The sequence below is a fragment of the Escherichia coli genome (assembly GCF_036503815.1).
Classification (GTDB): Bacteria; Pseudomonadota; Gammaproteobacteria; order Enterobacterales; family Enterobacteriaceae; genus Escherichia; species Escherichia coli_F.
The window spans coordinates 1,494,000-1,520,282 of the sequence record NZ_AP027764.1; the positions used below are offsets into that span (position 1 = coordinate 1,494,000).

Consider the following 26,283-nt stretch of genomic DNA (forward strand, 5'->3'; position numbering starts at 1 on the left):
CCAGAATCAGGTAAAGTTTCGGTTGGAATACGATGAGGATCATCGGCAAGGAGAAAAAATTAAATGAGTAGTTTGTTGTTGTTTAACGATAAGAGCAGGGCGCTGCAGGCAGATATCGTCGCCGTTCAGTCGCAGGTAGTGTACGGCAGCGTAGGCAACAGCATTGCCGTGCCTGCTATTAAACAGAACGGCCTGAATGTCTTTGCCGTGCCGACGGTATTGCTGAGCAATACGCCGCATTATGACACTTTCTACGGCGGTGCGATTCCGGACGAATGGTTTAGCGGCTATTTGCGTGCGCTTCAGGAGCGTGATGCGCTGCGCCAGCTGCGAGCTGTAACAACGGGCTATATGGGAACGGCATCGCAAATCAAAATCCTTGCCGAGTGGCTGACTGCGCTACGCAAAGACCATCCAGACCTATTGATCATGGTCGATCCGGTGATTGGCGATATTGATAGCGGAATTTATGTCAAACCGGACCTTCCCGAGGCGTATCGACAATATTTACTGCCGCTGGCGCAGGGAATTACCCCCAATATCTTTGAGCTGGAAATCCTGACCGGTATAAATTGCCGCGATCTCGACAGTGCCATTGCTGCCGCAAAAAGTCTGCTTTCAGACACATTAAAATGGGTGGTGATTACCAGCGCCTCCGGTAATGAAGAAAATCAGGAGATGCAGGTGGTGGTGGTCAGTGCCGACAGCGTGAATGTCATTTCCCATTCACGGGTTAAAACTGACCTGAAAGGGACTGGCGACCTGTTTTGTGCTCAGCTCATCAGTGGCTTGGTGAAAGGGAAAGCGTTAACCGACGCGGTGCACAGTGCGGGCTTACGTGTGCTGGAGGTGATGCGCTATACCCAGCAGCATGGTAGCGATGAATTGATTTTGCCGCCGCTGGCAGAATCATAAAAAAATGGCGCCGATGGGCGCCATTTTTCTCTGCGGCAAGAATTACTTCTTGATGCGGATAACCGGGGTTTCACCCACAGTCACGCTACCGGACAGTTTGATCAGTTCTTTGATTTCGTCCATGTTGGAGATAACAACCGGAGTCAGGGTAGACTTGGCTTTCTCTTCCAGCAGAGGCAGATCGAATTCAATGACAGTATCGCCAACTTTCACGCGCTGACCTTCTTCAGCAATACGCTTGAAGCCTTCGCCTTTCAGTTCAACGGTGTCGATACCGAAGTGGACGAACAGTTCAACGCCGCTATCAGATTCGATAGAGAACGCGTGGTTGGTTTCAAAGATTTTACCAATGGTGCCGTCTACAGGCGCGACCATTTTGTTACCAGTTGGTTTGATAGCAATACCATCACCAACGATTTTTTCCGCAAAAACGACATCCGGCACGTCTTCGATATTGACGATCTCGCCAGAGAGCGGAGCAATGATCTCAATAGTTCCGGTATCCTTCTTGTCGTCGGAAACCAGAGATTTCAGTTTATCGAACAAACCCATGATCTTCTCCTAAGCAGTAAATTGGGCCGCATCTCGTGGATTAGCAGATTGTTTTTTCTTCAATGAACTTGTTAACCAGCGTCATTAACTCGTCCGTTGTCGGTTGAGCAAGAGCCTGCTCTGCTAACACCTTCGCATCTTCGAAGTTCGTGTTACGGATAATCTTCTTAATGCGCGGGATAGAAATGGCGCTCATAGAGAATTCGTCCAGACCCATCCCCAGCAACAGAAGTGTAGCACGTTCATCGCCAGCAAGCTCACCACACATGCCAGTCCATTTGCCTTCAGCATGAGAAGCATCAATAACTTGCTTGATCAAGTTCAGCACGGACGGTGACATTGGCTGGTAAAGGTGTGAAATCATATCATTACCACGGTCAACTGCCAGAGTGTACTGCGTTAAATCATTGGTGCCGATACTAAAGAAATCAACTTCTTTGGCTAAATGACGTGCAATTGTTGCGGCCGCTGGTGTTTCCACCATTACGCCGATTTCAATTGACTCGTCAAACGCTTTACCTTCGTCGCGCAGTTCCTGTTTGTAGATTTCGATCTCTTTGCGCAGTGCACGCACTTCTTCAACAGAGATGATCATCGGGAACATGATGCGCAATTTACCGAAAGCAGAGGCACGCAGGATAGCGCGGAGCTGATCGCGCAGGATCTCTTTACGATCCATCGCGATACGGATAGCGCGCCAGCCGAGGAACGGGTTCTCTTCTTTCGGGAAGTTCATGTATGGCAGCTCTTTGTCGCCGCCGATGTCCATGGTACGAACGATAACCGCTTGTGAGCCACACGCTTCAGCTACTGCTTTGTAAGCAGCAAACTGTTCTTCTTCAGTGGGCAGCGCGTCGCGGTCCATGAACAGGAACTCAGTACGATAAAGACCAACGCCTTCAGCGCCGTTACGCTCAGCACCTTCAACGTCACGAACCGTACCGATGTTAGCGCACACTTCTACCTGGTGACCGTCCAGCGTAATAGCTGGCAGATCTTTCAGTTTAGCAAGCTCTGCTTTTTCAGAAGCCACTTGCTCCTGAACAGCGCGCATTTTATCAATAACTTCGTTGGTTGGATTGACGTAAACCTGATTATTTACGGCATCCAGAATCAGATAGTCGTCATTTTTCACCTGAGAGGTGACGCTACCGGTACCCACGATAGCAGGCAGTTCCAGAGAACGCGCCATGATAGAGGTGTGGGAAGTACGGCCACCCGCGTCGGTGATGAAACCCAGCACCTTCTTCAGGTTCAGCTGTGCGGTTTCGGACGGCGTCAGGTCAGCGGCAACCAGAATGACTTCATCCTGAATGGCGCTCAGGTCGATAATCTTCAGGCCCAGGATGTTGCGCAGCAGGCGCTTACCGATATCACGTACGTCAGCCGCACGCTCTTTCAGGTATTCATCATCCAGCTCTTCTAGGGCAGAAGCCTGACCTTCGATAACTTCATGAGCAGCTGCGTCAGCTGTCATGTGCTTATCTTTAATCAGGGCTATGATTTCCTGCTCCAGCTCCTCATCTTCGAGTAGCATAATATGCCCTTCAAAGATGGCTTCTTTTTCTTCACCGAACGTTTCACCAGCTTTCGTTTTGATCGTTTCCAGCTGGGCTGATGCCTTGGCACGACCGCTCAGAAAACGTTCAACTTCCTGATCAACCTGGTCGGCAGAAATTTTTTTCCGGTCAATGACAATTTCGTCTTCTTTCAGAAGCAGAGCTTTACCGAAAGCGATACCCGGGGATGCTAAAATGCCTGAAATCATAACCCTACCTTACTTGTGACTGATTTTTAAAAGAACCCGGGAAATTACTCGAGTTCCGCCATCAGTTTAACCAGATGTTCAACCGCTTTCTGTTCGTCTTCGCCTTCTGCGGAGATAGTCACAACGGTACCTTGAGTCAGGCCCAGAGTCTGCAGTTTAAACAGGCTTTTCGCGCTGGCGCTTTTGCCGTTGGAAGTCACAGTAATTTCAGAAGTGAAGCCCTTAGCTTCTTTTACAAACTGGGCAGCAGGGCGGGTGTGCAGACCGTTCGGAGCGGTAATGGTAACTTCTTGCTGGAACATTGTATTTCCCCAACTTATAGGTTTAGTGTTGTGGAACTAAAGTCTAGCCTGGCGGTTCGACTTTAGCCTGTATTGTTAGCGCCAGTTTTTAACAGACGCGACGCACGAAGAGCGCAATACAGTCCTTTGCTGGCGGGTGTTGACCGCTGACGTTTCGTACGTCATTAAACATTATGCCGCTAAAGGAAGAATTGAACCAAATCATAAAATCGATTCAGCTATGGCTTTTCCTGTAACGATTAATTTCGCGCATCAAAATAATTAGTCTGGTTAAATACCAGTTCCGACAGGCTGAATCAATGCCAGGAGGGGCGAAAGTTTGAAGCAGGCCACAAAAAAGCACCTGAAAAGGTGCTTTTTTACGCATTTTTAACAAGCTGGCATTACTGTTGCAATTCTTTCTCAGTGAAGAGATCGGCAAACAATGCGGTGCTTAAATAACGCTCACCCGATGACGGTAGAATAACCACAATATTCTTGTTGGTAAAGCTTTCATCTTCTTGTAGTTTCAACGCTGCAGCAACAGCCGCTCCAGAAGAGATACCTGCAAGAATACCTTCCTCTTCCATCAGACGACGCGCGGTAGAAATAGCTTCTTCATTGGTGATGCCAATGACTTTATCGACCAGTTTGAGATCAAGGTTAGCCGGGATAAAACCAGCGCCAATCCCCTGAATTTTATGCGGGCCAGGTTTAATCTCTTCACCTGCCAGCGCCTGGGCGATAACCGGAGAATCAGTTGGCTCCACGGCGACAGAGATGAGATCAGTCTTGCCTTTGGTGCCTTTAATGTAGCGGCTGACGCCGGTCAGCGTACCGCCAGTCCCAACACCAGCAATAAATACATCAACCTGACCGTCGGTATCTTCCCAGATCTCCGGACCGGTGGTTTTTTCGTGAATTTCAGGGTTTGCCGGATTGCTGAATTGTTGCAGCAGTAGGTATTTCTCTGGATTGCTGGCGACAATTTCTTCTGCTTTTTGGATTGCGCCTTTCATGCCTTTAGCACCTTCGGTCAGCACCAGGTTTGCACCTAACGCTTTCAGCAGCTTGCGGCGTTCAATACTCATGGTTTCTGGCATGGTCAGGGTGAGTTTGTAACCGCGAGCGGCAGCCACATAGGCCAGTGCAATCCCGGTATTACCGCTGGTTGGTTCAACCAGTTCAACGCCTGGTTTCAGCACGCCGCGCTTTTCGGCATCCCAAATCATATTGGCACCGATACGGCACTTAACGCTGAAGCTGGGGTTACGAGATTCCACCTTCGCCAGAATGCGTCCGTTACCGATGCGATTCAGGCGAACCAGCGGTGTGTGACCGATAGTCAGCGAGTTATCTTCAAAAATCTTACTCATGGCCTGTCCTTAACTGTATGAAATTGGGATACAACAGGTAGCATACCCGCTCAGAGAATATGCGGAAGTAAGGATTTAGCATATCTATATGCAGAAGGGAAATAATGACATGCAAGATGGAATAAGGGGTGGCATAAGCCACCCCTGTTTCACACAAACGGTTTACAAAATAACCGGTAGATTGTTACCGCCACATCGCGTGTTTATCGCGATAGCAATCGACCCACATCGCCGTCGCGCCACAAACGGCAACGGGCATGATGAACAGGTTAAGCAGCGGGATCATCGTAAACAGGCTGGTTAAAGCACCAAACTGCATATTGGTGATTTTGCGTGTGCGCAGGGCGGTACGCATCTCTTTAAACGGCACTTTGTGGTTATCGAAGGGGTAATCGCAATACTGGATGGCTAACATCCAGGCGCTAAACAGGAACCACAGTACCGGTGCGACGGTTTGCCCAATGCCAGGGATGAAGTAAAGAATTAGCAATACAATTGCGCGCGGCAGATACCAGGCAAATTTTTGCCATTCGCGTTTCATGATTCGCGGCACATCTTTCATGATACCGAAAATTCCAGTATCTGGCGGTGTAGCGCCAGTCAGTCTTGCTTCCAGTTGTTCAGCCAATAAACCGTTGAACGGAGCAGCAATCCAGTTAGCAATCGTTGAGAAGAAATAGCCAAACACTAACAGCACAGAGATGACAGCCAGGGGCCACAACAGATAGCTCAGCCATTGTAACCAGTCCGGAACATAACTCATGAGAGTCGGGATCCAGACATCGAGTTGCGTAAAGAGCCACCAGAATGCGCCCCCCATCAACAAAATATTGACCAACAGCGGTAAAATAACAAAACGCCGAATCCCTGGTTGCGAGACGAGCTTCCAGCCTTGCGCAAAATAGTAAAAACCGCTGCGTGGGGCAGATGTGAATGATGAAACCATAATCAGGATGAGCTCCTTTTGACCAATCCCAGGAAAATTCTGCGTATTTTACCGGGTAATTGCGCAATGGACAGTTAGGATATGTTCGAAAAAACAGCAAAAAGCACGATTTCATCTATCTTTGTGCTGTGAAAGTTAATAGTGCACTTGCACTTGAGGTAATCGGCAAATACTCTTAGTGAGTAAATGTTTGCCGTGGTGGCAAGGTGTTAGAACAACAGAGAATATAATGATGCAGGATTTGCGTCTGATATTAATCATTGTTGGCGCGATCGCCATAATCGCTTTACTGGTACATGGTTTCTGGACCAGCCGTAAAGAACGATCTTCTATGTTCCGCGATCGGCCATTAAAACGAATGAAGTCAAAACGTGACGACGATTCTTATGACGAGGATGTCGAAGATGATGAGGGCGTTGGTGAGGTTCGTGTTCACCGCGTGAATCATGCCCCGGCTAACGCCCAGGAGCATGAGGCTGCTCGTCCGTCGCCGCAACACCAGTACCAACCGCCTTATGCGTCTGCGCAGCCGCGTCAACCGGTCCAGCAGCCGCCTGAAGCGCAGGTACCGCCGCAACATGCTCCGCGTCCAACGCAGCCGGTGCAGCAACCCGTGCAGCAGCCTGCCTATCAGCCTCAGCCTCAGCCTCAGCCTGAACAGCCGTTGCAGCAGCCAGTTTCGCCACAGGTCGCGTCAGCGCCGCAGCCAGTGCATTCAGCACCGCAACCGGCACAACAGGCTTTCCAGCCTGCAGAACCTGTAGCGGCACCACAGCCTGAGCCTGTAGCGGAACCGGCTCCAGTTATGGATAAACCGAAGCGCAAAGAAGCGGTGATTATCATGAACGTCGCGGCGCATCACGGTAGCGAGTTAAACGGTGAACTGCTTCTTAACAGCATTCAACAAGCGGGCTTCATTTTTGGCGATATGAACATTTACCATCGTCATCTTAGCCCGGATGGCAGCGGCCCGGCGTTATTCAGCCTGGCGAATATGGTGAAACCGGGAACCTTCGATCCTGAAATGAAGGATTTCACTACTCCGGGTGTCACTATCTTTATGCAGGTACCGTCTTACGGTGACGAGCTGCAGAACTTTAAGCTGATGCTGCAATCTGCGCAGCATATTGCCGATGAAGTGGGCGGTGTAGTGCTTGACGATCAGCGCCGTATGATGACTCCGCAGAAATTGCGCGAGTACCAGGACATCATCCGCGAAGTCAAAGACGCCAACGCCTGATACACTTAAGGCAAATTAACTCCTCTTCGAACCCCCGCTTGTCGGGGGTTTTTAGCATTGATGGTGCGATATGGAATCAATCGAACAACAACTGACAGAACTGCGAACGACGCTTCGCCATCATGAATATCTTTATCATGTGATGGATGCGCCGGAAATTCCCGACGCTGAATACGACAGGCTGATGCGCGAACTGCGCGAGCTGGAAGCCAAACATCCAGAGCTGATTACACCTGATTCACCTACCCAACGTGTAGGTGCTGCGCCGCTGGCGGCTTTCAGCCAGATCCGCCATGAAGTGCCCATGTTGTCGCTGGATAACGTCTTTGATGAAGAAAGCTTTCTTGCTTTCAACAAACGCGTACAGGACCGTCTGAAAAGCAACGAAAAAGTGACCTGGTGCTGTGAGCTGAAACTGGATGGTCTTGCCGTCAGCATTCTGTATGAAAATGGCGTTTTAGTCAGTGCCGCGACCCGTGGCGATGGCACTACCGGCGAAGACATTACATCAAACGTGCGTACTATTCGCGCCATTCCGCTGAAGCTTCACGGCGAGAATATCCCGGCGCGTCTGGAAGTTCGTGGTGAAGTGTTCCTGCCGCAGGCCGGCTTCGAAAAGATCAACGAAGATGCGCGACGCACAGGCGGGAAAGTGTTTGCTAACCCGCGTAATGCGGCTGCAGGTTCACTGCGTCAGCTTGATCCGCGTATTACAGCGAAGCGACCGCTCACTTTTTTCTGCTATGGCGTCGGTGTTCTGGAAGGTGGCGAGCTACCGGATACTCATCTTGGCCGTTTACTGCAATTTAAAAAGTGGGGTTTGCCGGTCAGCGATCGAGTAACGCTTTGTGAATCGGCGGAAGAAGTGCTGGCGTTCTACCACAAAGTGGAAGAAGACCGCCCGACGCTGGGCTTTGATATCGACGGCGTGGTAATTAAGGTCAACTCTCTGGCACAGCAGGAGCAGCTTGGCTTTGTCGCGCGAGCCCCGCGCTGGGCGGTAGCGTTTAAATTCCCGGCGCAGGAACAGATGACCTTTGTGCGTGACGTCGAGTTTCAGGTTGGGCGTACTGGCGCGATTACGCCTGTTGCGCGTCTTGAACCAGTCCATGTTGCTGGTGTGCTGGTGAGTAACGCCACACTGCATAATGCTGACGAAATCGAACGTCTTGGTTTACGCATTGGCGATAAAGTGGTGATTCGCCGCGCTGGCGACGTGATCCCGCAGGTGGTTAACGTCGTGCTTTCTGAACGCCCGGAAGATACCCGTGAGGTTGTATTCCCGACGCATTGTCCGGTATGTGGTTCTGACGTCGAGCGTGTGGAAGGTGAAGCGGTTGCCCGCTGTACCGGTGGCCTGATTTGCGGTGCGCAGCGTAAAGAGTCGCTGAAACACTTTGTTTCCCGCCGTGCGATGGATGTTGACGGTATGGGCGACAAAATCATCGATCAACTGGTTGAAAAAGAATATGTCCATACCCCGGCGGATCTGTTCAAACTCACCGCAGGCAAACTGACCGGACTGGAGCGCATGGGGCCGAAATCGGCACAAAATGTGGTTAACGCGCTGGAAAAAGCGAAAGAAACCACCTTTGCCCGCTTCCTCTATGCACTTGGCATCCGTGAAGTCGGCGAGGCCACCGCAGCAGGTCTAGCGGCATATTTCGGCACGCTGGAAGCGCTGGAAGCCGCTTCGATTGAAGAGCTGCAAAAGGTGCCTGATGTTGGCATTGTCGTTGCCTCCCACGTTCACAACTTCTTTGCCGAAGAAAGCAACCGCAATGTCATCAGCGAGCTGTTGGCGGAAGGCGTTCACTGGCCTGCGCCGGTGGTGATTAACGCGGAAGAGATTGACAGCCCGTTTGCTGGTAAAACCGTGGTGCTTACGGGCAGCTTAAGCCAGATGTCGCGTGATGACGCTAAAGCTCGACTGGTCGAACTGGGCGCGAAAGTCGCGGGCAGCGTGTCGAAGAAAACCGATCTGGTGATAGCGGGTGAAGCTGCAGGATCTAAACTGGCGAAGGCGCAGGAACTGGGCATTGAAGTCATCGACGAAACGGAAATGCTGCGTTTGCTGGGTAGCTGAGATGGAAAAAGAGCAGCTGATTGAAATAGCCAATACGATAATGCCGTTTGGCAAGTACAAAGGGCGCCGCTTAATCGACCTGCCGGAGGAGTATCTGCTGTGGTTTGCCCGCAAAGATGAGTTCCCGGCAGGGAAGCTCGGTGAGCTAATGCAAATCACGCTGCTGATTAAAACCGAGGGGCTGACGCAACTGGTCCAGCCCCTGAAGCGTCCGCTTTAAGCTTTATCGGCGCTGCTTTCCTGCTGCGCCTGTAACTGTTCGGTCTGGCGTTTGTATCGACGCGCCAGCACCGCACAGACCATCAATTGGATCTGATGGAAAATCATCAGAGGCAGCACCATCATACCGATCACCGATGTGGGGAACAGAATGTTTGCCATCGGGATGCCATTTGCCAGACTCTTTTTCGAACCACAAAAGACGATAGTAATTTCATCTGCCTTATTGAAGCCCAGTCGGCGTGCCATAAAGACGTTAACTACAATCACGATAGCCAGAAGAACGCAGCTAACCACCACGATAAATAGCAATGATCCCCAGCCAACTTTATGCCAGATGCCGTTAACGACGGCTTCGCTGAACGCAGTATAAACCACCAACAGAATGGACGTCTGGTCAGTTTTCGCAATCCATTTTTTATTTCGTGACACCCAGTTGCCAATCCAAGGGCGAGAAAGATGTCCCAGCACAAACGGCAGCAGCAGTTGCAGCATTATCTTACCTACCTGCTCAAGGCTGCCCCCTGCACCGTGAACATTCATCACCAGGCCAACCAGCAACGGTGAAAGGAAAATCCCCAGTAGGCTGGATGCTGACGCAGAACAAACCGCCGCCGCGACGTTACCGCCCGCCATTGACGTGAAGGCGATTGCAGACTGCACGGTCGCGGGGAGAATGCACAAGTAGAGAAAACCGGAGTAGAGCATCGGGTCGACATTTACCGGTTTCCACCACGCAAACAGCACGCCCAGAATCGGAAACAGCACGAAGGTGCTGCACATTACCCACAAATGCAGTCGCCAGTGACCACCGCCAGCAATAATCGCCTCACGCGACAACTTCGCGCCGTGCATAAAGAACAGCAGAGCAATAGCTGCGGTAGTCAGATTTTCAAAGAAGGGAACGAAATCGCCCCTGGCCGGAAAGAAAGAGGCCAGCAACACCACAGTGATCAGGGTTAAGGTGAAAGGATCGAGGATACGGAAAAGTTTCATAAAGACTCCAGATGATCGATGGTTCTATTGTGCTTCTTCCAGTTTGAGAAATAAAATTGATTTATTGCATCCATTCATGAAGAAAACAGATGAATTATTCTTTAAAGCAATTAAAGGTTTTCGTCACAGTAGCGCAGGAGAAAAGTTTTAGTCGTGCAGGAGAGCGTATCGGCCTGAGCCAGTCGGCAGTGAGTCACAGTGTGAAGGAGCTGGAAAATCATACTGGTGTTCGCCTGCTGGACAGAACCACGCGTGAAGTGGTGCTTACAGATGCAGGGCAGCAGTTGGCTTTGCGTCTTGAGCGACTGCTGGATGAACTTAACAGCACGTTGCGCGATACCGGGCGTATGGGGCAACAACTGAGCGGAAAAGTTCGGGTCGCTGCCAGCCAGACCATTTCCGCGCATCTTATTCCGCAATGCATTGCTGAAAGCCATCGCCGCTATCCCGATATTCAGTTTGTCCTGCACGATCGTCCGCAGCAGTGGGTGATGGAAAGTATTCGCCAGGGAGATGTCGATTTTGGCATCGTCATCGATCCAGGCCCAGTGGGCGATCTGCAATGTGAAGCGATTCTTTCCGAGCCTTTCTTTCTGCTTTGCCATCGCGATAGCGCTTTGGCCGTGGAAGATTATGTACCCTGGCAGGCATTACAGGGAGCGAAACTGGTGTTGCAGGATTACGCGTCAGGCAGCCGACCGCTGATTGACGCAGCGCTGGCGCGCAATGGTATTCAGGCGAATATTGTGCAGGAGATTGGTCATCCGGCGACGCTGTTCCCGATGGTAGCCGCAGGCATCGGCATCAGTATTCTTCCCGCACTGGCGCTACCATTGCCTGAAGGTAGCCCACTGGTGGTAAAGCGCATTACGCCGGTGGTTGAACGCCAGTTGATGCTGGTGCGCAGGAAGAACCGTTCACTTTCCACCGCCGCTGAAGCGTTATGGGACGTAGTACGAGACCAGGGCAATGCGCTAATGGCTGGGCGGGAAGGGGATCCGTTGTATCAGATATAGAGTGAATTCATACTGCCGGGAGCTCCGGCAGTAATCAATCAGAAATTAAATTTGATGGAGTAGATTATCGCATCCTGGTAAAAATCTTCGCCCAGTTTGTCATCCGCATAACGATACTGAATCCCTGTGGTGATGTGTGAAGTTGCATTCCACCAAAGTGCGACGGCACCGTTCAGACCTTCTTTGCCGCCATTACCTGCCGCGTAGGTGGCATCACGATCAAACTCGTACTCGTTCCAGTTGGTGAGGGTGAATTTCTCACTGCCCAGCATAAAGCTGTAACCTGCAACCCAACCGGCGACATAACCGTTATCGCCGGTATAATAGGTTTGGTCTGTATAGCGTTTTGCAAAGAACGGTTTGAACCACCAACCGCTGCCGGTGAAATTGTAGCCGATCCCGTAAAGGAACATATCGTCATGGAAATTCACACGATTCGCAGAACCGTAGGTGCCATACGCATGCAAGTAGAGATTAAATCCGGTGTCACCCAGGTAAATACGGTTGGTATTTTTAAATGTATAACGCTGCTCGCTACCCTGTTTATCATGACGATCATTATAAAAGTTTTCCCAGTCGAAGAACCCGTACATTTCTCCCCAACTAAAGTTAGCGCCGCCTTCCAGTTCCAGATATCCAAAATCATCTTTGTGTGATTTGGTCGACGATTTCTCAGTGGTTCTGCTAGTCCAGTCAAGATAATGAATACCTATATCAGCAAAACCGCCTTTAAATTCTGCATGGGATACTGCTGGTATCGCCAATACAGAAGAGAGTGTCAGAGTAAAAAGATGTTTTTTCATAGCATAATTCCCTATGCCGATCGTTATTAGTTGATTGCTTAATAAAAAGGTTGATTAAAAGCGGCATATTGTTAATGCAAGGGAAAGGAGAGTACCAATACAGTTTTTTCAGCCTATTAATAGTGAAAAAATATAAATATATCGATATCGAATAACTATCGGATACATGAAAAAAGTGTATTGGTATGAGGTAGGGCAATCTCGTTATAAAAAGGCGTTAGATTCCACCCTACAAAAAAAGGATATATATGTATCAGGCTCAGTTTTCTCATAACCCACTGTATTGCGTAGATATTATCAAGACTTATAAACCTGATTTCACGCCACGAGTGGCCTTTATTTTAGGTTCCGGGCTGGGCGCGCTGGCCGATCAGATTGAGAACGCGGTCGCAATTTCCTACGAAAAGCTGCCTGGGTTCCCGGTAAGTACCGTACACGGTCATGCGGGTGAGCTGGTGCTGGGTTATCTCCAGGGGGTGCCAGTGGCGTGCATGAAAGGTCGCGGACATTTCTACGAAGGTCGTGGGATGACCATCATGACGGATGCAATCCGTACCTTTAAGTTGCTGGGCTGCGAGTTGCTGTTCTGCACCAATGCGGCTGGCTCACTGCGTCCTGAAGTGGGGGCCGGCAGTCTGGTCGCATTGAAAGATCACATCAACACCATGCCGGGAACGCCGATGGTGGGTCTTAATGATGAACGTTTTGGTGAGCGCTTCTTCTCGCTGGCGAATGCCTACGATGCGGAATACCGCGCACTGTTACAAAAAGTGGCGAAAGAAGAGGGGTTCCCTCTGACGGAGGGCGTGTTCGTCTCGTATCCGGGGCCGAATTTCGAGACTGCGGCGGAAATTCGCATGATGCAAATTATTGGTGGGGATGTTGTTGGTATGTCTGTGGTGCCTGAGGTTATTTCAGCTCGCCATTGCGAACTTAAAGTCGTTGCGGTCTCTGCGATTACCAACATGGCGGAAGGTCTGAGTGACGTGAAGCTTTCTCATGCCCAAACGCTGGCAGCAGCGGAACTCTCAAAGCAAAACTTTATTAATCTTATTTGCGGCTTTCTGCGCAAAATTGCCTGAGTAAAACAACAATAAACGGCCTCACTGAGTGAGGCCATATGATGCGACAAGGAAACGATTATGAGCATCGCTTTGCGCTTAAAGGTAATGTCCTTTTTGCAATATTTTATCTGGGGGAGCTGGCTGGTTACCCTCGGTTCTTACATGATTAATACCCTTCATTTCACCGGCGCTAATGTTGGCATGGTTTACAGTTCCAAAGGGATCGCCGCGATTATTATGCCTGGTATAATGGGGATCATCGCAGACAAATGGCTGCGTGCAGAACGTGCATACATGCTGTGTCACCTGGTGTGTGCGGGCGTACTTTTTTATGCGGCATCCGTAACTGATCCGGATATGATGTTTTGGGTGATGTTAGTCAATGCGATGGCGTTTATGCCGACTATTGCGTTATCGAACAGCGTCTCTTATTCCTGTCTTGCCCAGGCAGGGCTTGACCCGGTGACCGCTTTCCCGCCCATTCGCGTTTTTGGTACGGTGGGGTTCATTGTCGCCATGTGGGCAGTAAGCCTGCTTCATCTGGAATTGAGTAGTCTGCAACTGTATATCGCGTCCGGTGCGTCATTGCTGCTGTCGGCTTATGCGCTGACTTTGCCGAAGATTCCGGTTGCGGAGAAAAAAGCGACTACATCGCTTGCCAGCAAGCTGGGTCTGGATGCCTTCGTGCTGTTTAAAAATCCACGCATGGCTATCTTTTTCCTCTTCGCCATGATGCTGGGTGCGGTGCTGCAAATTACCAACGTTTTTGGCAACCCGTTCCTGCATGATTTCGCCCGTAATCCTGAGTTTGCTGATAGCTTCGTGGTGAAATATCCGTCCATTTTACTGTCAGTTTCACAGATGGCTGAAGTCGGTTTCATTCTGACGATACCGTTCTTTTTGAAGCGTTTCGGTATTAAAACCGTCATGCTGATGAGTATGGTGGCGTGGACGCTGCGCTTTGGCTTCTTTGCCTATGGCGATCCATCACCAACCGGGTTTATTTTGCTGTTGCTGTCGATGATTGTTTACGGTTGTGCATTCGATTTCTTCAATATTTCTGGTTCGGTCTTTGTCGAACAGGAAGTTGATTCTAGCATTCGTGCCAGCGCCCAGGGCCTTTTTATGACGATGGTAAATGGCGTCGGCGCATGGGTTGGCTCGATTCTGAGCGGTATGGCAGTGGATTACTTCTCGGTGGATGGCGTAAAAGATTGGCATACCATTTGGCTGATGTTTGCAGGGTATGCTCTTTTCCTCGCAGTGATATTTTTCTTTGGGTTTAAATATAACCATGACCCTGAAAAGATAACGCATCGTTCAGTTACACATTAAAAGGATTCGCAGCTCTGTTCCTTGGGGCTGCTTTTATGATAAAGGTTAATTAGTGAAAGATATTTTATTTTCTTCTGGCGTTGGTTTTGGCATTGGTGCTTTGTTTACAATCGTGCGATTACCTATTCCTGTTCCAAATGTATTGCCGGGTATATTATCCATCGTGTTTATGTATGTCGGATATCTGGTGGTGAAATACTTTATGCCATGATAATTTAATACGATGTATTTTTTATATGGAGCACTTAATTATGGAACGCGTATATAGAACAGATCTTAAGTTGCTCCGTTATTTTCTTGCCGTAGCGGAAGAGTTGCATTTTGGTCGCGCAGCAGCGCGTTTAAATATGTCTCAGCCTCCGCTCAGTATTCATATTAAAGAGCTGGAAAATCAACTCGGCACGCAGCTTTTTATTCGCCATTCGCGCAGCGTCGTACTGACACACGCGGGCAAAATCTTGATGGAAGAATCGCGTCGATTGCTGGTGAATGCAAATAATATATTGGCTCGGGTTGAACAAATAGGTCGGGGAGAAGCAGGGCGGATTGAACTCGGGGTTGTGGGAACGGCAATGTGGGGACGGATGCGCCCGGTTATGCGGCGATTCCTTAGAGAAAATCCTAACGTTGAAGTTCTGTTTCGCGAAAAGATGCCCGCGATGCAAATGGCCTTGCTGGAACGCCGCGAACTTGATGCCGGGATCTGGCGAATGGCGACAGAACCACCGACTGGTTTTACCAGCTTACGGTTGCATGAATCGGCGTTTCTGGTGGCGATGCCTGAAGAGCATCATCTCTCATCATTTTCCACCGTCCCGCTGGAAGCGCTACGTGACGAGTATTTCGTTACAATGCCGCCCGTGTACACTGACTGGGATTTTTTGCAGCGAGTTTGCCAGCAGGTGGGATTTTCACCGGTTGTTATTCGCGAAGTTAATGAACCGCAAACGGTACTCGCCATGGTCAGTATGGGTATTGGTATCACATTGATAGCGGACAGCTACGCGCAGATGAACTGGCCCGGTGTCATATTCCGTCCGCTCAAAGAACGCATCCCGGCAGACTTATATATTGTTTATGAAACGCAGCAGGTGACGCCCGCGCTGGTTAAACTGCTGGCGGCGTTGGCGCAGTAGATGAGAGGCACGGGAACTGCCGGACATAGTTGGTCTGATAAGCGAAGCGCATCAGGCAATTTCGCAAATTGCAGATAGCAAAAAAGCGCCTTTAGGGCGCTTTTTTACATTGGTGGGTCGTGCAGGATTCGAACCTGCGACCAATTGATTAAAAGTCAACTGCTCTACCAACTGAGCTAACGACCCGAAGTGGTGGGTGATGACGGGATCGAACCGCCGACCCCCTCCTTGTAAGGGAGGTGCTCTCCCAGCTGAGCTAATCACCCACTTCGGTACTTCACATTGTTACAAGAAATCTAGCTGGCGAGAAAGTGGTGGGTGATGACGGGATCGAACCGCCGACCCCCTCCTTGTAAGGGAGGTGCTCTCCCAGCTGAGCTAATCACCCACTTCTCAATTTCTTGCTACACGGCGGAGACTACATAAGTAGTTGGTGGGTGATGACGGGATCGAACCGCCGACCCCCTCCTTGTAAGGGAGGTGCTCTCCCAGCTGAGCTAATCACCCCCGCTGTGTGGAGTCGCATTATAGGGAGAGTTCAAAATGAGTCAACGCATTTTCTAAAGAAATTGTTCGTTCGTCGTAAATTTAAGCAAGATGATCGCAAAACAGACCGTGTTGCGCAATTTCTCAACGAAAACAATAATGCATCATGTAGCAACCCGAACTACATTGAGGAATCAGGCGGGAGTGATAGAATATCGCCCACTCAATTTTTCCAGGATTTGCCGGTTGTCGGCATCTTTCTAAACGTAAGGCCATTTCATGAAAATCAAAACTCGCTTCGCGCCAAGCCCAACAGGCTATCTGCACGTTGGCGGCGCGCGTACTGCTCTTTACTCCTGGCTTTTTGCACGTAACCACGGCGGTGAGTTCGTGCTGCGTATTGAAGACACCGATCTTGAGCGTTCCACGCCGGAAGCTATCGAAGCCATTATGGATGGCATGAACTGGCTGAGTCTGGAGTGGGATGAAGGTCCGTACTACCAGACCAAACGTTTTGATCGCTACAACGCGGTGATCGATCAGATGCTGGAAGAGGGCACAGCTTATAAATGCTATTGCTCTAAAGAGCGCCTGGAAGCGCTGCGCGAAGAGCAAATGGCGAAAGGTGAGAAGCCGCGTTATGACGGTCGCTGCCGCCACAGTCATGAGCATCACGCTGATGATGAGCCGTGTGTCGTACGTTTTGCTAACCCGCAGGAAGGTTCTGTTGTTTTTGACGATCAGATCCGTGGTCCGATCGAGTTCAGCAACCAGGAGCTGGATGATCTGATTATCCGCCGTACCGATGGTTCCCCAACTTATAACTTCTGTGTGGTTGTCGATGACTGGGATATGGAAATCACCCACGTTATCCGTGGCGAAGACCATATCAACAACACACCGCGCCAGATTAACATTCTTAAGGCTCTGAAAGCGCCGGTACCGGTTTACGCGCACGTTTCTATGATCAACGGCGATGACGGTAAAAAACTGTCCAAACGTCACGGGGCGGTCAGCGTAATGCAGTATCGTGATGAAGGTTATCTGCCTGAAGCACTGCTGAACTATCTGGTGCGTCTGGGCTGGTCCCACGGCGATCAGGAAATCTTCACTCGTGAAGAGATGATTAAATACTTCACTCTGAATGCCGTCAGCAAATCTGCCAGTGCGTTCAACACCGACAAGCTGCTGTGGCTGAACCATCACTACATTAACGCGCTGCCGCCGGAGTATGTTGCTACTCACTTACAATGGCACATTGAGCAGGAAAATATCGATACCCGTAACGGCCCGCAACTGGCTGATCTGGTAAAACTGCTGGGTGAACGCTGCAAGACGCTGAAAGAGATGGCTCAGAGCTGCCGTTATTTCTACGAAGATTTTGCTGAGTTCGATGCCGACGCCGCGAAAAAACATCTGCGTCCGGTAGCGCGTCAGCCGCTGGAAGTGGTTCGTGACAAACTGGCCGCGATTACTGACTGGACCGCTGAAAACGTTCATCACGCTATTCAGGCGACGGCGGATGAGCTGGAAGTGGGTATGGGTAAAGTTGGTATGCCGCTGCGTGTCGCCGTAACCGGTGCGGGGCAGTCTCCGGCGCTGGATGTTACCGTTCACGCAATCGGTAAGACCCGCAGTATCGAGCGTATCAACAAAGCGCTGGCTTTTATTGCGGAACGCGAAAATCAGCAGTAATTAGCGCATAAAAGATAAACGGCAGGAGAGATACCCCTGCCGTTTTTTATTTATTCTGATTCATCTATGTCGAGACGAGCAAGGAAATGACGAATTCCTTCACGTGACAAAAATTGCGCAACTTTTTCTTGCTCACTGTGAGTCATGTTGTCTATTGCGCTGATGATTTGCCGATAAGCAGGAGTGCGAATACCCGGTGCGTATTCGGCAAGGGGTTCTTCGGCTTCCAGAAGCATCGGTGTGTTATGGAAGGCTGGCGTGTTCTGAATAAACTCGCAAACTTGCGTATCGACCAGAATAAGTCTGGCGCGACCGCCTTTCACGCCGGGAAATTTTTCCGTTTTCCAGCCTTTCTCTCTGATCCAACGGTTAACAGTTTGTTTAGCCACACCGAGGCATTCCGCCAGTTCTTCGGTGGTCATTTTATTGCGTAATCTTTTCATATTATTTGCTATCGCGAATCCCTAAGCGTTGTAATAACCCGATAATCCCTTCCCGCAGAAGCAAGGATGTAAACTGTTTTTGTTCAACTGGCGTCATCTCTTTCGCCAGTGTCACCAGTAACACTTCAAGCGGCGTATCACCAGACAGGGCAGGTGCTTCTCCCTGACCTTCCGGACGTTCAGCATTGCGAATATATTCACGAACCTGTTCATTGACGTGAACCAGTCTGGCTTTGCCACCCTGGACGCCTGGTTTTGGTGACGTCGTCCAGCCTTCCTTGCGTACCCATTTATTAATGGTCTGACGGCTATAACCGGTCAGTCTGGCAAGTTCATCTGGCGTCATCCTCTCCTTGAACATAACAATTCCCTGAATGTATGTAGGTCTATTAGCGGTTCATTTTATAACACCACTTTACAGGAAACCGTGACATGAATAACTACTGAATGCGAGCGGTTTTCCAAAATTGTTCATTTGCCTGATTTTTCAGCGATTGAAACTACACGCTGCAATTTGCCGTTGACACATTCGGGCGGAATTCATATGATGCCGCCCGTCAACTCGACAAGCTTTACGTGATGGGGCTATAGCTCAGCTGGGAGAGCGCTTGCATGGCATGCAAGAGGTCAGCGGTTCGATCCCGCTTAGCTCCACCAAATTTTGCACCCAGCAAATTTGGTACGTAAACGACTCGTGGGGCTATAGCTCAGCTGGGAGAGCGCTTGCATGGCATGCAAGAGGTCAGCGGTTCGATCCCGCTTAGCTCCACCAAATTTCAAACCCTCGCTGTAAAGCGGGGGTTTTTTGTCTCTGCCTTTTGCCGCTTTTGTAATACAGTCTACATCCTGGCAGTGCCGTGTGGTGAATGCATCACTGACTGAAAAAACAGCAACAGGCTGGCCCCTGTTTGCTTCGCGATGCGAATAAACTTATTATTTGTGTGCCTGAAAACCCCGATCAGTGAGAGTAGTGTACTCATGTTTGTGGAGCATAACCTGATAAAAAATATCAAGATATTCACACTAGCGTTTACGCTCACCGTGGTACTTATTCAGCTATCCCGTTTTATTTCGCCACTTGCCGTTATCCATTCCAGTTATATCTTTTTGGCGTGGATGCCACTGTGCGTAATGCTGGCAATCTTGTTTATCTTTGGCTGGCGCGGTGTCGTTCCTGTTTTAGGCGGGATGTTTTGCACCAATCTGTGGAATTTTCATCTCTCTTTTTTACAGAACTCCGTCATGCTCGGCAGCCAGACGTTTGCAGTCCTGTGTGCCTGTGCAATATTACGCTGGCAATTGGGAACGCGTTGGCGTTATGGTTTGACCAGCCGATACGTCTGGCAACGTCTCTTCTGGCTTGGTTTGGTGGCACCGATTGGCATCAAATGCAGCATGTATCTTGTGGGGAATTTCTTTGATTTTCCGCTAAAGATATCTACCTTTTTCGGCGATGCGGATGCCATTTTCACGGTCGTTGATTTGCTAAGCCTTTTCACCGCAGTGCTGATTTACAACATGCTGTTTTACTATCTCACCCGCATGATTGTAAGTCCCCACTTTGCGCAGATCCTGTGGCGCAGGGATATCGCTCCGTCGTTGAGCAAAGAGAAACGCGTATTTACCTTAAGCTGGCTGGCAGCTCTTAGCGTGCTGCTACTTCTGATGTGTACACCGTATGAAAATGACTTCATTGCCGGTTACCTGGTACCTGTTTTCTTTATCATCTTTACCCTCGGGGTCGGTAAGCTTCGCTATCCGTTTTTAAATCTCACCTGGGCTGTTTCAACGCTTTGCCTTCTGAATTACAACCAGAACTTTTTGCAAGGGGTACAAACCGAATATTCGCTGGCATTTATTCTCGCGGTGCTGATTTCCTTTAGTGTTTGCCTGCTCTATATGGTGCGCATTTATCATCGTAGTGAATGGCTTAACCGACGCTGGCATTTGCAGGCGCTGACCGATCCGTTAACGCTCTTACCCAACTTTCGCGCGTTGGAACAAGCACCAGAGCAAGAGGCTGGCAAGAGTTTTTGCTGCCTGCGTATTGATAACCTTGAGTTTATGAGTCGTCATTACGGGTTAATGATGCGCGTTCACTGTATCCGCTCAATTTACCGTACGTTAATGCCGCTGATGCAGGAAAACGAAAAGTTGTATCAATTGCCGGGGAGTGAACTGCTATTAGTACTGAGCGGGCCGGAAACGGAAGGGCGACTTCAGCATATGGTTAACATCCTGAATAGTCGGCAAATTCACTGGAACAATACCGGGCTGGATATGGGCTATGGTGCTGCCTGGGGGCGTTTTGATGGAAATCAGGAAACCCTGCAACCCTTGTTGGGGCAGTTAAGCTGGCTGGCGGAGCAATCCTGCGCACATCATCATGTGCTGGCGCTGGATAGCAGAGAGGAGATGGTTTCCGGGCAGACCACTAAACAGGTGCTATTGCTGAATACCATTCGCACGGCGTTAGATCAGGGGGATTTGCTGCTCTACGCCCAGCCAATTCGCAACAAAGAGGGTGAAGGTTATGATGAGATCCTCGCGCGACTGAAATATGACGGCGGCATTATGACCCCGGATAAGTTTCTGCCCCTTATTGCTCAGTTTAACCTTAGCGCGCGTTTTGATTTGCAAGTGCTGGAATCCCTGTTGAAGTGGCTGGCAACACACCCCTGCGACAAGAAAGGTCCGCGCTTTTCAGTCAATTTAATGCCGCTCACGCTGCTGCAAAAAAATATTGCCGGGCGGATTATTCGTCTGTTTAAGCGTTATCACATCTCCCCGCAGGCGGTCATTCTTGAGATCACCGAGGAACAGGCGTTTTCTAACGCAGAAAGCAGTATGTACAACATCGAGCAGCTGCATAAGTTTGGTTTCCGGATTGCGATTGATGATTTTGGCACCGGCTATGCCAACTACGAACGGCTAAAGCGTTTGCAGGCTGATATCATTAAAATTGATGGCGTCTTTGTGAAAGATATCGTCACGAACACGCTGGATGCGATGATTGTGAGATCAATTACCGATCTGGCGAAAGCGAAGTCATTGAGTGTGGTCGCGGAGTTTGTCGAGACGCCACAGCAGCAGGCGCTATTGCATAAGCTCGGGGTGCAATATCTGCAAGGGTATTTGATTGGTCGCCCTCAGCCATTAGCTGATTAACAGGCGTAAAAAAAGCAGGGAATTATCCCCGGCTTTTGTGGCTGATGACAAACAGAAAAATGCCTGATGCGCTACGCTTATCAGGCCTACATGGAATTGAAGCCGGGGAATTATCCCCGGCTTTTTAATTAATGAATTGGACTTACAGCACCAGTGCTGCGATTGACGCAGACAGCACACTCACCAGAGTAGAGCCGTAAACCAGTTTCAGACCGAAGCGAGAAACCACGTTACCTTGCTCTTCATTCAGGCCTTTAACCGCACCGGCGATAATCCCGATAGAAGAGAAGTTAGCGAAGGAAACCAGGAACACGGAGATGATGCCTTCAGCACGCGGAGAGAGCGTGGAAGCGATTTTCTGCAGATCCATCATCGCAACGAACTCGTTGGAAACCAGTTTGGTCGCCATAATACTGCCCACCTGCAGTGCTTCACTGGAAGGAACACCCATCACCCACGCAACCGGATAGAAGATGTAGCCCAGGATGCCCTGGAAGGAGATGCTGTAGCCAAACCAGCCAGTCACAGTGGCAAACAGTGCGTTCAGCGCAGCGATCAGGGCGATAAAGCCGATCAGCATCGCGGCAACGATAATGGCAACTTTGAAACCTGCCAGAATGTATTCACCCAGCATTTCGAAGAAGCTCTGACCTTCGTGCAGGTTGGACATCTGAATGTTTTCTTCACTGGCATCAACACGGTAAGGGTTGATCAGCGACAGCACGATAAAGGTGCTGAACATGTTCAGTACCAGCGCCGCAACGACGTATTTCGGCTCCAGCATCGTCATGTATGCACCAACGATGGACATCGACACGGTGGACATCGCCGTAGCTGCCATGGTGTACATACGATTGCGGGAGATTTTGCCGAGGATATCTTTATAGGCAATAAAGTTTTCAGACTGACCCAGAATCAGAGAGCTGACGGCGTTGAAGGATTCCAGTTTGCCCATACCGTTGACTTTGGAGAGCAGGAAACCAATTGCGCGGATAATCACCGGCAACACGCGAATGTGCTGGAGAATACCGATCAGCGCAGAGATAAAGACGATTGGGCACAGCACTTTCAGGAAGAAGAATGCCAGGCCTTGATCATTCATGCTACCAAAGACGAAGTTAGTCCCTTCGTTGGCAAATCCGAGCAGTTTCTCAAACATTTCGGAGAAGCCTTTCACGAAGCCCAAACCAACGTCGGAGTTCAGGAAGAACCACGCCAGTAACACTTCGATAACAAGCAGTTGAATAACATAACGGATACGAATTTTTTTGCGGTCGCTGCTTACCAGCAGTGCGAGAATCGCAACAACGGCAAGTGCCAGTACAAAATGAAGGACGCGGTCCATATTTGCTCCAAATATGAGGCAGGTTAAATTTCCGTGCACATTCTATGTAACATGGTTAAGGAAAACGAGATCTGACACACACTATAATGACGTCCTGTGACAAGCTTCAAAAATAGTGAGCTGTCATACATTTCTGCTATGTTGTGTATGGAAGCTGAAAGTTATGTAAATGTGCTAACATTAAACATAATCACAACATTCAAGTCATCAATCTTTTCGTCGTCATAATTCTGGTCTATCAAAGAAATCATCACAATCCACTTAAATGAATTTGATAATCATTCTCGTTTGGCATAGCATGAAACATAGCAAAGGCTATGTTTTAGAGGCACAAGATGACTAACTATCGCGTTGAGAGTAGCAGCGGACGGGCGGCGCGCAAGATGAGGCTCGCATTAATGGGACCTGCGTTCATTGCGGCGATTGGTTATATCGATCCTGGTAACTTTGCGACCAATATTCAGGCCGGGGCCAGCTTCGGCTATCAGCTACTGTGGGTTGTCGTTTGGGCCAACCTGATGGCGATGCTGATTCAGATACTGTCTGCCAAACTGGGGATTGCCACCGGTAAAAACCTGGCGGAGCAGATTCGCGATCACTATCCGCGTCCCGTAGTGTGGTTCTATTGGGTTCAGGCAGAAATTATTGCGATGGCAACCGACCTGGCAGAATTTATTGGTGCGGCGATCGGTTTTAAACTCATTCTGGGTGTTTCGCTGTTGCAGGGCGCTGTGCTGACGGGGATCGCGACTTTCCTGATTTTAATGCTGCAACGTCGAGGGCAAAAACCGCTGGAGAAAGTGATTGGCGGGTTACTGCTGTTTGTTGCTGCGGCTTACATTGTCGAGTTGATTTTCTCCCAGCCTAACCTGGCGCAACTGGGTAAAGGAATGGTAATCCCGAGTTTACCCACCTCGGAGGCAGTCTTCCTGGCGGCAGGTGTGTTGGGGGCGACGATTATGCCGCACGTGATTTATTTACACTCTTCGCTGACTCAGCATTTACATGGTGGTTCGCGTCAACAACGTTATTCTGCCACCAAATGGGATGTGGCTATCGCTATGACTATTGCCGGTTTTGTCAATCTGGCGATGATGGCTACGGCCGCGGCGGCGTTCCACTTTTCCGGTCATACTGGCGTTGCCGATCTTGATGAGGCTTATCTGACGCTGCAACCGTTGTTAAGCCATGCTGCGGCAACGGTCTTTGGTTTAAGCCTGGTTGCTGCGGGACTGTCCTCAACGGTTGTGGGGACACTGGCGGGGCAGGTAGTGATGCAGGGCTTCATTCGTTTTCATATCCCGCTGTGGGTGCGTCGCACCGTTACCATGTTGCCGTCATTTATTGTCATTCTGATGGGATTAGATCCGACACGGATTCTGGTTATGAGTCAGGTGCTGTTAAGTTTTGGTATCGCTCTGGCGCTGGTTCCACTACTAATTTTTACCAGTGACAGTAGGTTGATGGGCGATCTGGTGAACAGCAAACGCGTAAAACAGATAGGCTGGGTGATTGTGGTGCTGGTAGTGGCGCTGAATATCTGGTTGTTAGTGGGTACGGCGCTGGGGCTATAGTTCAACTGGCGTCGTACCAGGCATCACTGGCGGATGCGGCGTAAAACGCCTCATCCGCCCTACGCGTTAAAGAGACGGTTTGTAGGCCTGATAAGACGCACTAGCGTCGCATCAGGCATTGTGCTCCATTGGCGAATGTGTTTAATGGCGGTGTCCATGTCCGCGGCCTTTTCCGCGATGATCGTCACGATCGCGCCAGCCTTCACGATAGCCACGCTCATACGCTTTACGCTTATCCCAGCCACGGTGGTAGCCATTATCATGACGCCACCAGCGGTTTTTACGCCATTCATAATTGCGATGCCAGTAGTCACGGTCGCGCCAGTGACCACCGTCCCAGTAATTACCGTAATGATCGCGATCGCCAATTTGTAATTTGATTGATGGCAGTAGGGTGATTTCACCTGCGTTTGCCGCAAGCGGGGTAAATGCCATCAGGGCGGCCGCCAGAAACAGTGACCTGAACATTGTTATTCTCCTTCACGATCGAAGCCGTCAGCGGCCTGTTAACGCAATATTACGGGGAGGTAAAGCCCCGTATCATCGCCATAACTCTTAAATCATAAAGGAGAGCATTTTTTGCTAAACGTTATCGTGGGGTGGCTGTTGCTTCGGACGATTGACCATCATCATCGGCTTACCTGCTAATAACAGCCATGCCGGAAGCATGACGATACAGAGCAGCGGTAGCAATGTGGTATTGGGTACAACGACTGCCGCCATAAAAAGACTTAACCAGCCATCGCGTGTTACCACCAGCACGATGCCGAGAATAGCGCAGGAAACGGTTATTGCCGCCGGGACAGCGGGAACGTGCTCATGCAGCATCAATCCTAATGCCACGCCGACAAACACTGCCGGGAATATTCGCCCACCGCGAAAGCCGCTGGCGGCAGCAACCACGAGAGCGGCAAGTTTAATCACCGCCAGCAAAAAGTAATCGCTGGTGCTGAAAGCCTGATTTGCCACCATCTGCTGCATCTCATCCAGCCCTTTAAATAGCGAAACCGGTCCAGCAATAACCCCCAGAATACCGAGAATAAATCCGCCAACTCCCAGCATTAGCACCGGATTTTTAATCTGATGCATCATCGCGTGCAACCGTGGCAGACACCATACGGCAACCATCCCTGCTGCGATGGCAATCGCCGCCACAATTGCACCGCTGAGAATATCGGTCATCTCCATCTGCCCATAATGCGCAATGGGCAGCGAAAAATGAGGATGGAAAAACAATCCGGTGGTTAGCGCACCAGCCGCCGCCGCCATTAACGGCGCAAAGAGACGATCCCATAGCGGGACTTCACTACTGCCATTTAAGGTTTGCGAAAATATCAACGCCGCCGCAACAGGTGTGCCAAACAGCGCGCCGATAGTTCCGGCAGAGGCTAAAATAGTCCATTCCATCCGGTTGACGCGCGGTAACAGACGAGCGCCTATCGCAACCGCAAGGGCGATATTGACGGTCATGATCGGATGTTCCGGCCCGAGACTGACGCCGCCAGCAAGACCAAGAATTAATGCTACGATAAGTCCTGGTAGCGCAGAGGGCGGAACGGGTGCGCCGATCAGCGGTTCACAGGCGGGGTCTGGTCCAGCATGCCCCTGGCTGAAACGGATAACCAACCCCACCGCAATACCTGTTAGCGTTAATATGGCGATGATCCAGAAAGGTGAATCCTGGGCTATCCCCAGAGTTCCCGGCAGTCGTTGCCAGAGCAAATTCTGTAATACCGAGGCGATTTTCATCACCACAATCAGAATAAGACTGGACGCAATCCCAATTGCCACGGCGGGGAGTGATAATAACAACATGGTTCTGGCTCGCGGATGGAGCAT

Annotated in this window: 25 protein-coding genes and 6 tRNA genes; 15 read left to right on the forward strand and 16 right to left on the reverse strand. The window is 50.0% G+C overall.

Translation table 11 applies throughout. From position 1 onward, the window contains the following. The first annotated feature begins 63 nt into the window (after nucleotides 1–63). A complete protein-coding gene (gene pdxK, locus AABJ99_RS07190) occupies nucleotides 64–915 on the forward strand; it encodes a pyridoxine/pyridoxal/pyridoxamine kinase (RefSeq protein ID WP_039020924.1) in 852 nt (283 codons plus the stop codon). A gap of 42 nt (nucleotides 916–957) precedes the next feature. Here the strand turns inward: pdxK and crr are convergent, their stop codons facing one another. The 5 genes from crr to cysZ all read right to left on the reverse strand — a co-directional run bounded on the left by crr (nucleotide 958) and on the right by cysZ (nucleotide 5,838). Then, nucleotides 958–1,467, reverse strand: a complete 510-nt coding sequence (gene crr / locus AABJ99_RS07195; RefSeq protein ID WP_000522247.1) for a PTS glucose transporter subunit IIA — start codon at nucleotides 1,465–1,467, stop codon at nucleotides 958–960. A 40-nt stretch (nucleotides 1,468–1,507) separates the two neighbouring features. Beyond that, the gene (ptsI, locus tag AABJ99_RS07200; RefSeq protein WP_000623136.1) at nucleotides 1,508–3,235 is read right to left on the reverse strand and encodes a phosphoenolpyruvate-protein phosphotransferase PtsI; all 1,728 of its coding nucleotides are present in this window, start codon (nucleotides 3,233–3,235) and stop codon (nucleotides 1,508–1,510) included. A gap of 44 nt (nucleotides 3,236–3,279) precedes the next feature. Then, complete coding sequence (ptsH, locus tag AABJ99_RS07205; protein ID WP_000487600.1) at nucleotides 3,280–3,537, reverse strand: phosphocarrier protein Hpr; 258 nt, start codon at nucleotides 3,535–3,537, stop codon at nucleotides 3,280–3,282. A gap of 383 nt (nucleotides 3,538–3,920) precedes the next feature. After that, nucleotides 3,921–4,892, reverse strand: coding sequence for a cysteine synthase A (gene cysK / locus AABJ99_RS07210; RefSeq protein ID WP_000034402.1), 972 nt, complete (start codon nucleotides 4,890–4,892; stop codon nucleotides 3,921–3,923). A gap of 184 nt (nucleotides 4,893–5,076) precedes the next feature. Then, on the reverse strand, nucleotides 5,077–5,838 hold the full coding sequence (gene cysZ, locus AABJ99_RS07215; RefSeq protein ID WP_000254839.1) for a sulfate transporter CysZ: 762 nt from the start codon (nucleotides 5,836–5,838) through the stop codon (nucleotides 5,077–5,079). Between the two features lie 229 nt (nucleotides 5,839–6,067). Here cysZ and zipA point away from each other — a divergent pair, with 229 nt between their 5' ends. From zipA to ypeB, 3 genes are all read left to right on the forward strand, one after another. Next, nucleotides 6,068–7,078 (forward strand): cell division protein ZipA, encoded by a 1,011-nt coding sequence (gene zipA / locus AABJ99_RS07220; RefSeq protein ID WP_039020923.1) that lies wholly within the window; start codon nucleotides 6,068–6,070, stop codon nucleotides 7,076–7,078. Nucleotides 7,079–7,148: 70 nt separating this feature from the next. Beyond that, nucleotides 7,149–9,164, forward strand: a complete 2,016-nt coding sequence (gene ligA, locus AABJ99_RS07225) for an NAD-dependent DNA ligase LigA (protein ID WP_000443657.1) — start codon at nucleotides 7,149–7,151, stop codon at nucleotides 9,162–9,164. Nucleotide 9,165: 1 nt separating this feature from the next. After that, the gene (gene ypeB / locus AABJ99_RS07230; RefSeq protein ID WP_000410201.1) at nucleotides 9,166–9,384 is read left to right on the forward strand and encodes a DUF3820 family protein; all 219 of its coding nucleotides are present in this window, start codon (nucleotides 9,166–9,168) and stop codon (nucleotides 9,382–9,384) included. Here the strand turns inward: ypeB and yfeH are convergent. Then, nucleotides 9,381–10,379, reverse strand: a complete 999-nt coding sequence (yfeH, locus tag AABJ99_RS07235) for a bile acid:sodium symporter family protein (protein ID WP_000765612.1) — start codon at nucleotides 10,377–10,379, stop codon at nucleotides 9,381–9,383. The genes ypeB and yfeH overlap by 4 nt on opposite strands. Before the next feature lie 89 nt (nucleotides 10,380–10,468). Here yfeH and yfeR point away from each other — a divergent pair, with 89 nt between their 5' ends. Further along, nucleotides 10,469–11,395 (forward strand): LysR family transcriptional regulator, encoded by a 927-nt coding sequence (gene yfeR, locus AABJ99_RS07240; protein WP_001109794.1) that lies wholly within the window; start codon nucleotides 10,469–10,471, stop codon nucleotides 11,393–11,395. Nucleotides 11,396–11,433: 38 nt separating this feature from the next. On the opposite strand, the gene yfeN is transcribed toward yfeR, so the two are convergent. Continuing rightward, the gene (gene yfeN, locus AABJ99_RS07245; protein ID WP_000716371.1) at nucleotides 11,434–12,198 is read right to left on the reverse strand and encodes an outer membrane protein OmpK; all 765 of its coding nucleotides are present in this window, start codon (nucleotides 12,196–12,198) and stop codon (nucleotides 11,434–11,436) included. A 248-nt stretch (nucleotides 12,199–12,446) separates the two neighbouring features. Here yfeN and xapA point away from each other — a divergent pair, with 248 nt between their 5' ends. Genes xapA through xapR form a run of 4 tightly spaced genes read left to right on the forward strand, consistent with a single transcriptional unit; the run spans nucleotide 12,447 to nucleotide 15,733 of the window. Then, complete coding sequence (xapA, locus tag AABJ99_RS07250) at nucleotides 12,447–13,280, forward strand: xanthosine phosphorylase (protein WP_000283878.1); 834 nt, start codon at nucleotides 12,447–12,449, stop codon at nucleotides 13,278–13,280. A gap of 60 nt (nucleotides 13,281–13,340) precedes the next feature. Further along, nucleotides 13,341–14,597, forward strand: a complete 1,257-nt coding sequence (gene xapB, locus AABJ99_RS07255; protein ID WP_000020390.1) for a xanthosine/proton symporter XapB — start codon at nucleotides 13,341–13,343, stop codon at nucleotides 14,595–14,597. A 52-nt stretch (nucleotides 14,598–14,649) separates the two neighbouring features. Continuing rightward, nucleotides 14,650–14,808: a DUF1427 family protein gene (locus tag AABJ99_RS07260; RefSeq protein WP_000651752.1), complete on the forward strand. Its 159-nt coding sequence runs from the start codon at nucleotides 14,650–14,652 to the stop codon at nucleotides 14,806–14,808. 40 nt (nucleotides 14,809–14,848) lie between these two features. Beyond that, nucleotides 14,849–15,733, forward strand: coding sequence for a DNA-binding transcriptional regulator XapR (gene xapR, locus AABJ99_RS07265; RefSeq protein ID WP_000442947.1), 885 nt, complete (start codon nucleotides 14,849–14,851; stop codon nucleotides 15,731–15,733). Nucleotides 15,734–15,843: 110 nt separating this feature from the next. On the opposite strand, the gene AABJ99_RS07270 is transcribed toward xapR, so the two are convergent. The 4 genes from AABJ99_RS07270 to AABJ99_RS07285 form a co-directional block, all read right to left on the reverse strand. Further along, nucleotides 15,844–15,919: transfer RNA gene (locus AABJ99_RS07270), tRNA-Lys, on the reverse strand. Nucleotides 15,920–15,923: 4 nt separating this feature from the next. After that, nucleotides 15,924–15,999 (reverse strand) — tRNA-Val (locus AABJ99_RS07275). 46 nt (nucleotides 16,000–16,045) lie between these two features. Further along, nucleotides 16,046–16,121: transfer RNA gene (locus AABJ99_RS07280), tRNA-Val, on the reverse strand. A 43-nt stretch (nucleotides 16,122–16,164) separates the two neighbouring features. Next, nucleotides 16,165–16,240: transfer RNA gene (locus tag AABJ99_RS07285), tRNA-Val, on the reverse strand. Between the two features lie 258 nt (nucleotides 16,241–16,498). Here AABJ99_RS07285 and gltX point away from each other — a divergent pair. Further along, on the forward strand, nucleotides 16,499–17,914 hold the full coding sequence (gene gltX, locus AABJ99_RS07290; RefSeq protein ID WP_039020922.1) for a glutamate--tRNA ligase: 1,416 nt from the start codon (nucleotides 16,499–16,501) through the stop codon (nucleotides 17,912–17,914). A gap of 50 nt (nucleotides 17,915–17,964) precedes the next feature. Here the strand turns inward: gltX and yfeD are convergent, their stop codons facing one another. Both yfeD and yfeC read right to left on the reverse strand, forming a co-directional pair. Then, nucleotides 17,965–18,357, reverse strand: coding sequence for a MerR family transcriptional regulator (gene yfeD / locus AABJ99_RS07295; RefSeq protein ID WP_000826498.1), 393 nt, complete (start codon nucleotides 18,355–18,357; stop codon nucleotides 17,965–17,967). Between the two features lies 1 nt (nucleotide 18,358). Further along, on the reverse strand, nucleotides 18,359–18,718 hold the full coding sequence (yfeC, locus tag AABJ99_RS07300; protein WP_000472023.1) for a YfeC-like transcriptional regulator: 360 nt from the start codon (nucleotides 18,716–18,718) through the stop codon (nucleotides 18,359–18,361). A gap of 220 nt (nucleotides 18,719–18,938) precedes the next feature. Here yfeC and AABJ99_RS07305 point away from each other — a divergent pair. The 3 genes from AABJ99_RS07305 to pdeA all read left to right on the forward strand — a co-directional run bounded on the left by AABJ99_RS07305 (nucleotide 18,939) and on the right by pdeA (nucleotide 21,525). Continuing rightward, a tRNA-Ala gene (locus AABJ99_RS07305) sits at nucleotides 18,939–19,014 on the forward strand. 39 nt (nucleotides 19,015–19,053) lie between these two features. Then, nucleotides 19,054–19,129, forward strand: a tRNA-Ala gene (locus AABJ99_RS07310). 206 nt (nucleotides 19,130–19,335) lie between these two features. Then, nucleotides 19,336–21,525, forward strand: a complete 2,190-nt coding sequence (pdeA, locus tag AABJ99_RS07315; protein ID WP_001353055.1) for a bifunctional diguanylate cyclase/phosphodiesterase — start codon at nucleotides 19,336–19,338, stop codon at nucleotides 21,523–21,525. Between the two features lie 142 nt (nucleotides 21,526–21,667). Here the strand turns inward: pdeA and nupC are convergent, their stop codons facing one another. Continuing rightward, nucleotides 21,668–22,870, reverse strand: a complete 1,203-nt coding sequence (nupC, locus tag AABJ99_RS07320; protein WP_001317971.1) for a nucleoside permease NupC — start codon at nucleotides 22,868–22,870, stop codon at nucleotides 21,668–21,670. Between the two features lie 298 nt (nucleotides 22,871–23,168). On the opposite strand from nupC, the gene AABJ99_RS24980 reads away from it, so the two are divergent. Further along, nucleotides 23,169–23,213 (forward strand): hypothetical protein, encoded by a 45-nt coding sequence (locus tag AABJ99_RS24980; RefSeq protein WP_418517219.1) that lies wholly within the window; start codon nucleotides 23,169–23,171, stop codon nucleotides 23,211–23,213. Then, complete coding sequence (gene mntH / locus AABJ99_RS07325; protein WP_000186373.1) at nucleotides 23,206–24,444, forward strand: Nramp family divalent metal transporter; 1,239 nt, start codon at nucleotides 23,206–23,208, stop codon at nucleotides 24,442–24,444. Before AABJ99_RS24980 ends, mntH begins: the two co-directional genes overlap by 8 nt. 141 nt (nucleotides 24,445–24,585) lie before the next feature. On the opposite strand, the gene ypeC is transcribed toward mntH, so the two are convergent. Together ypeC and yfeO are read right to left on the reverse strand one after the other, a co-directional pair. After that, a complete protein-coding gene (gene ypeC, locus AABJ99_RS07330) occupies nucleotides 24,586–24,912 on the reverse strand; it encodes a DUF2502 domain-containing protein YpeC (RefSeq protein WP_000490072.1) in 327 nt (108 codons plus the stop codon). 114 nt (nucleotides 24,913–25,026) lie between these two features. Further along, complete coding sequence (gene yfeO, locus AABJ99_RS07335; protein WP_000903122.1) at nucleotides 25,027–26,283, reverse strand: ion channel protein; 1,257 nt, start codon at nucleotides 26,281–26,283, stop codon at nucleotides 25,027–25,029.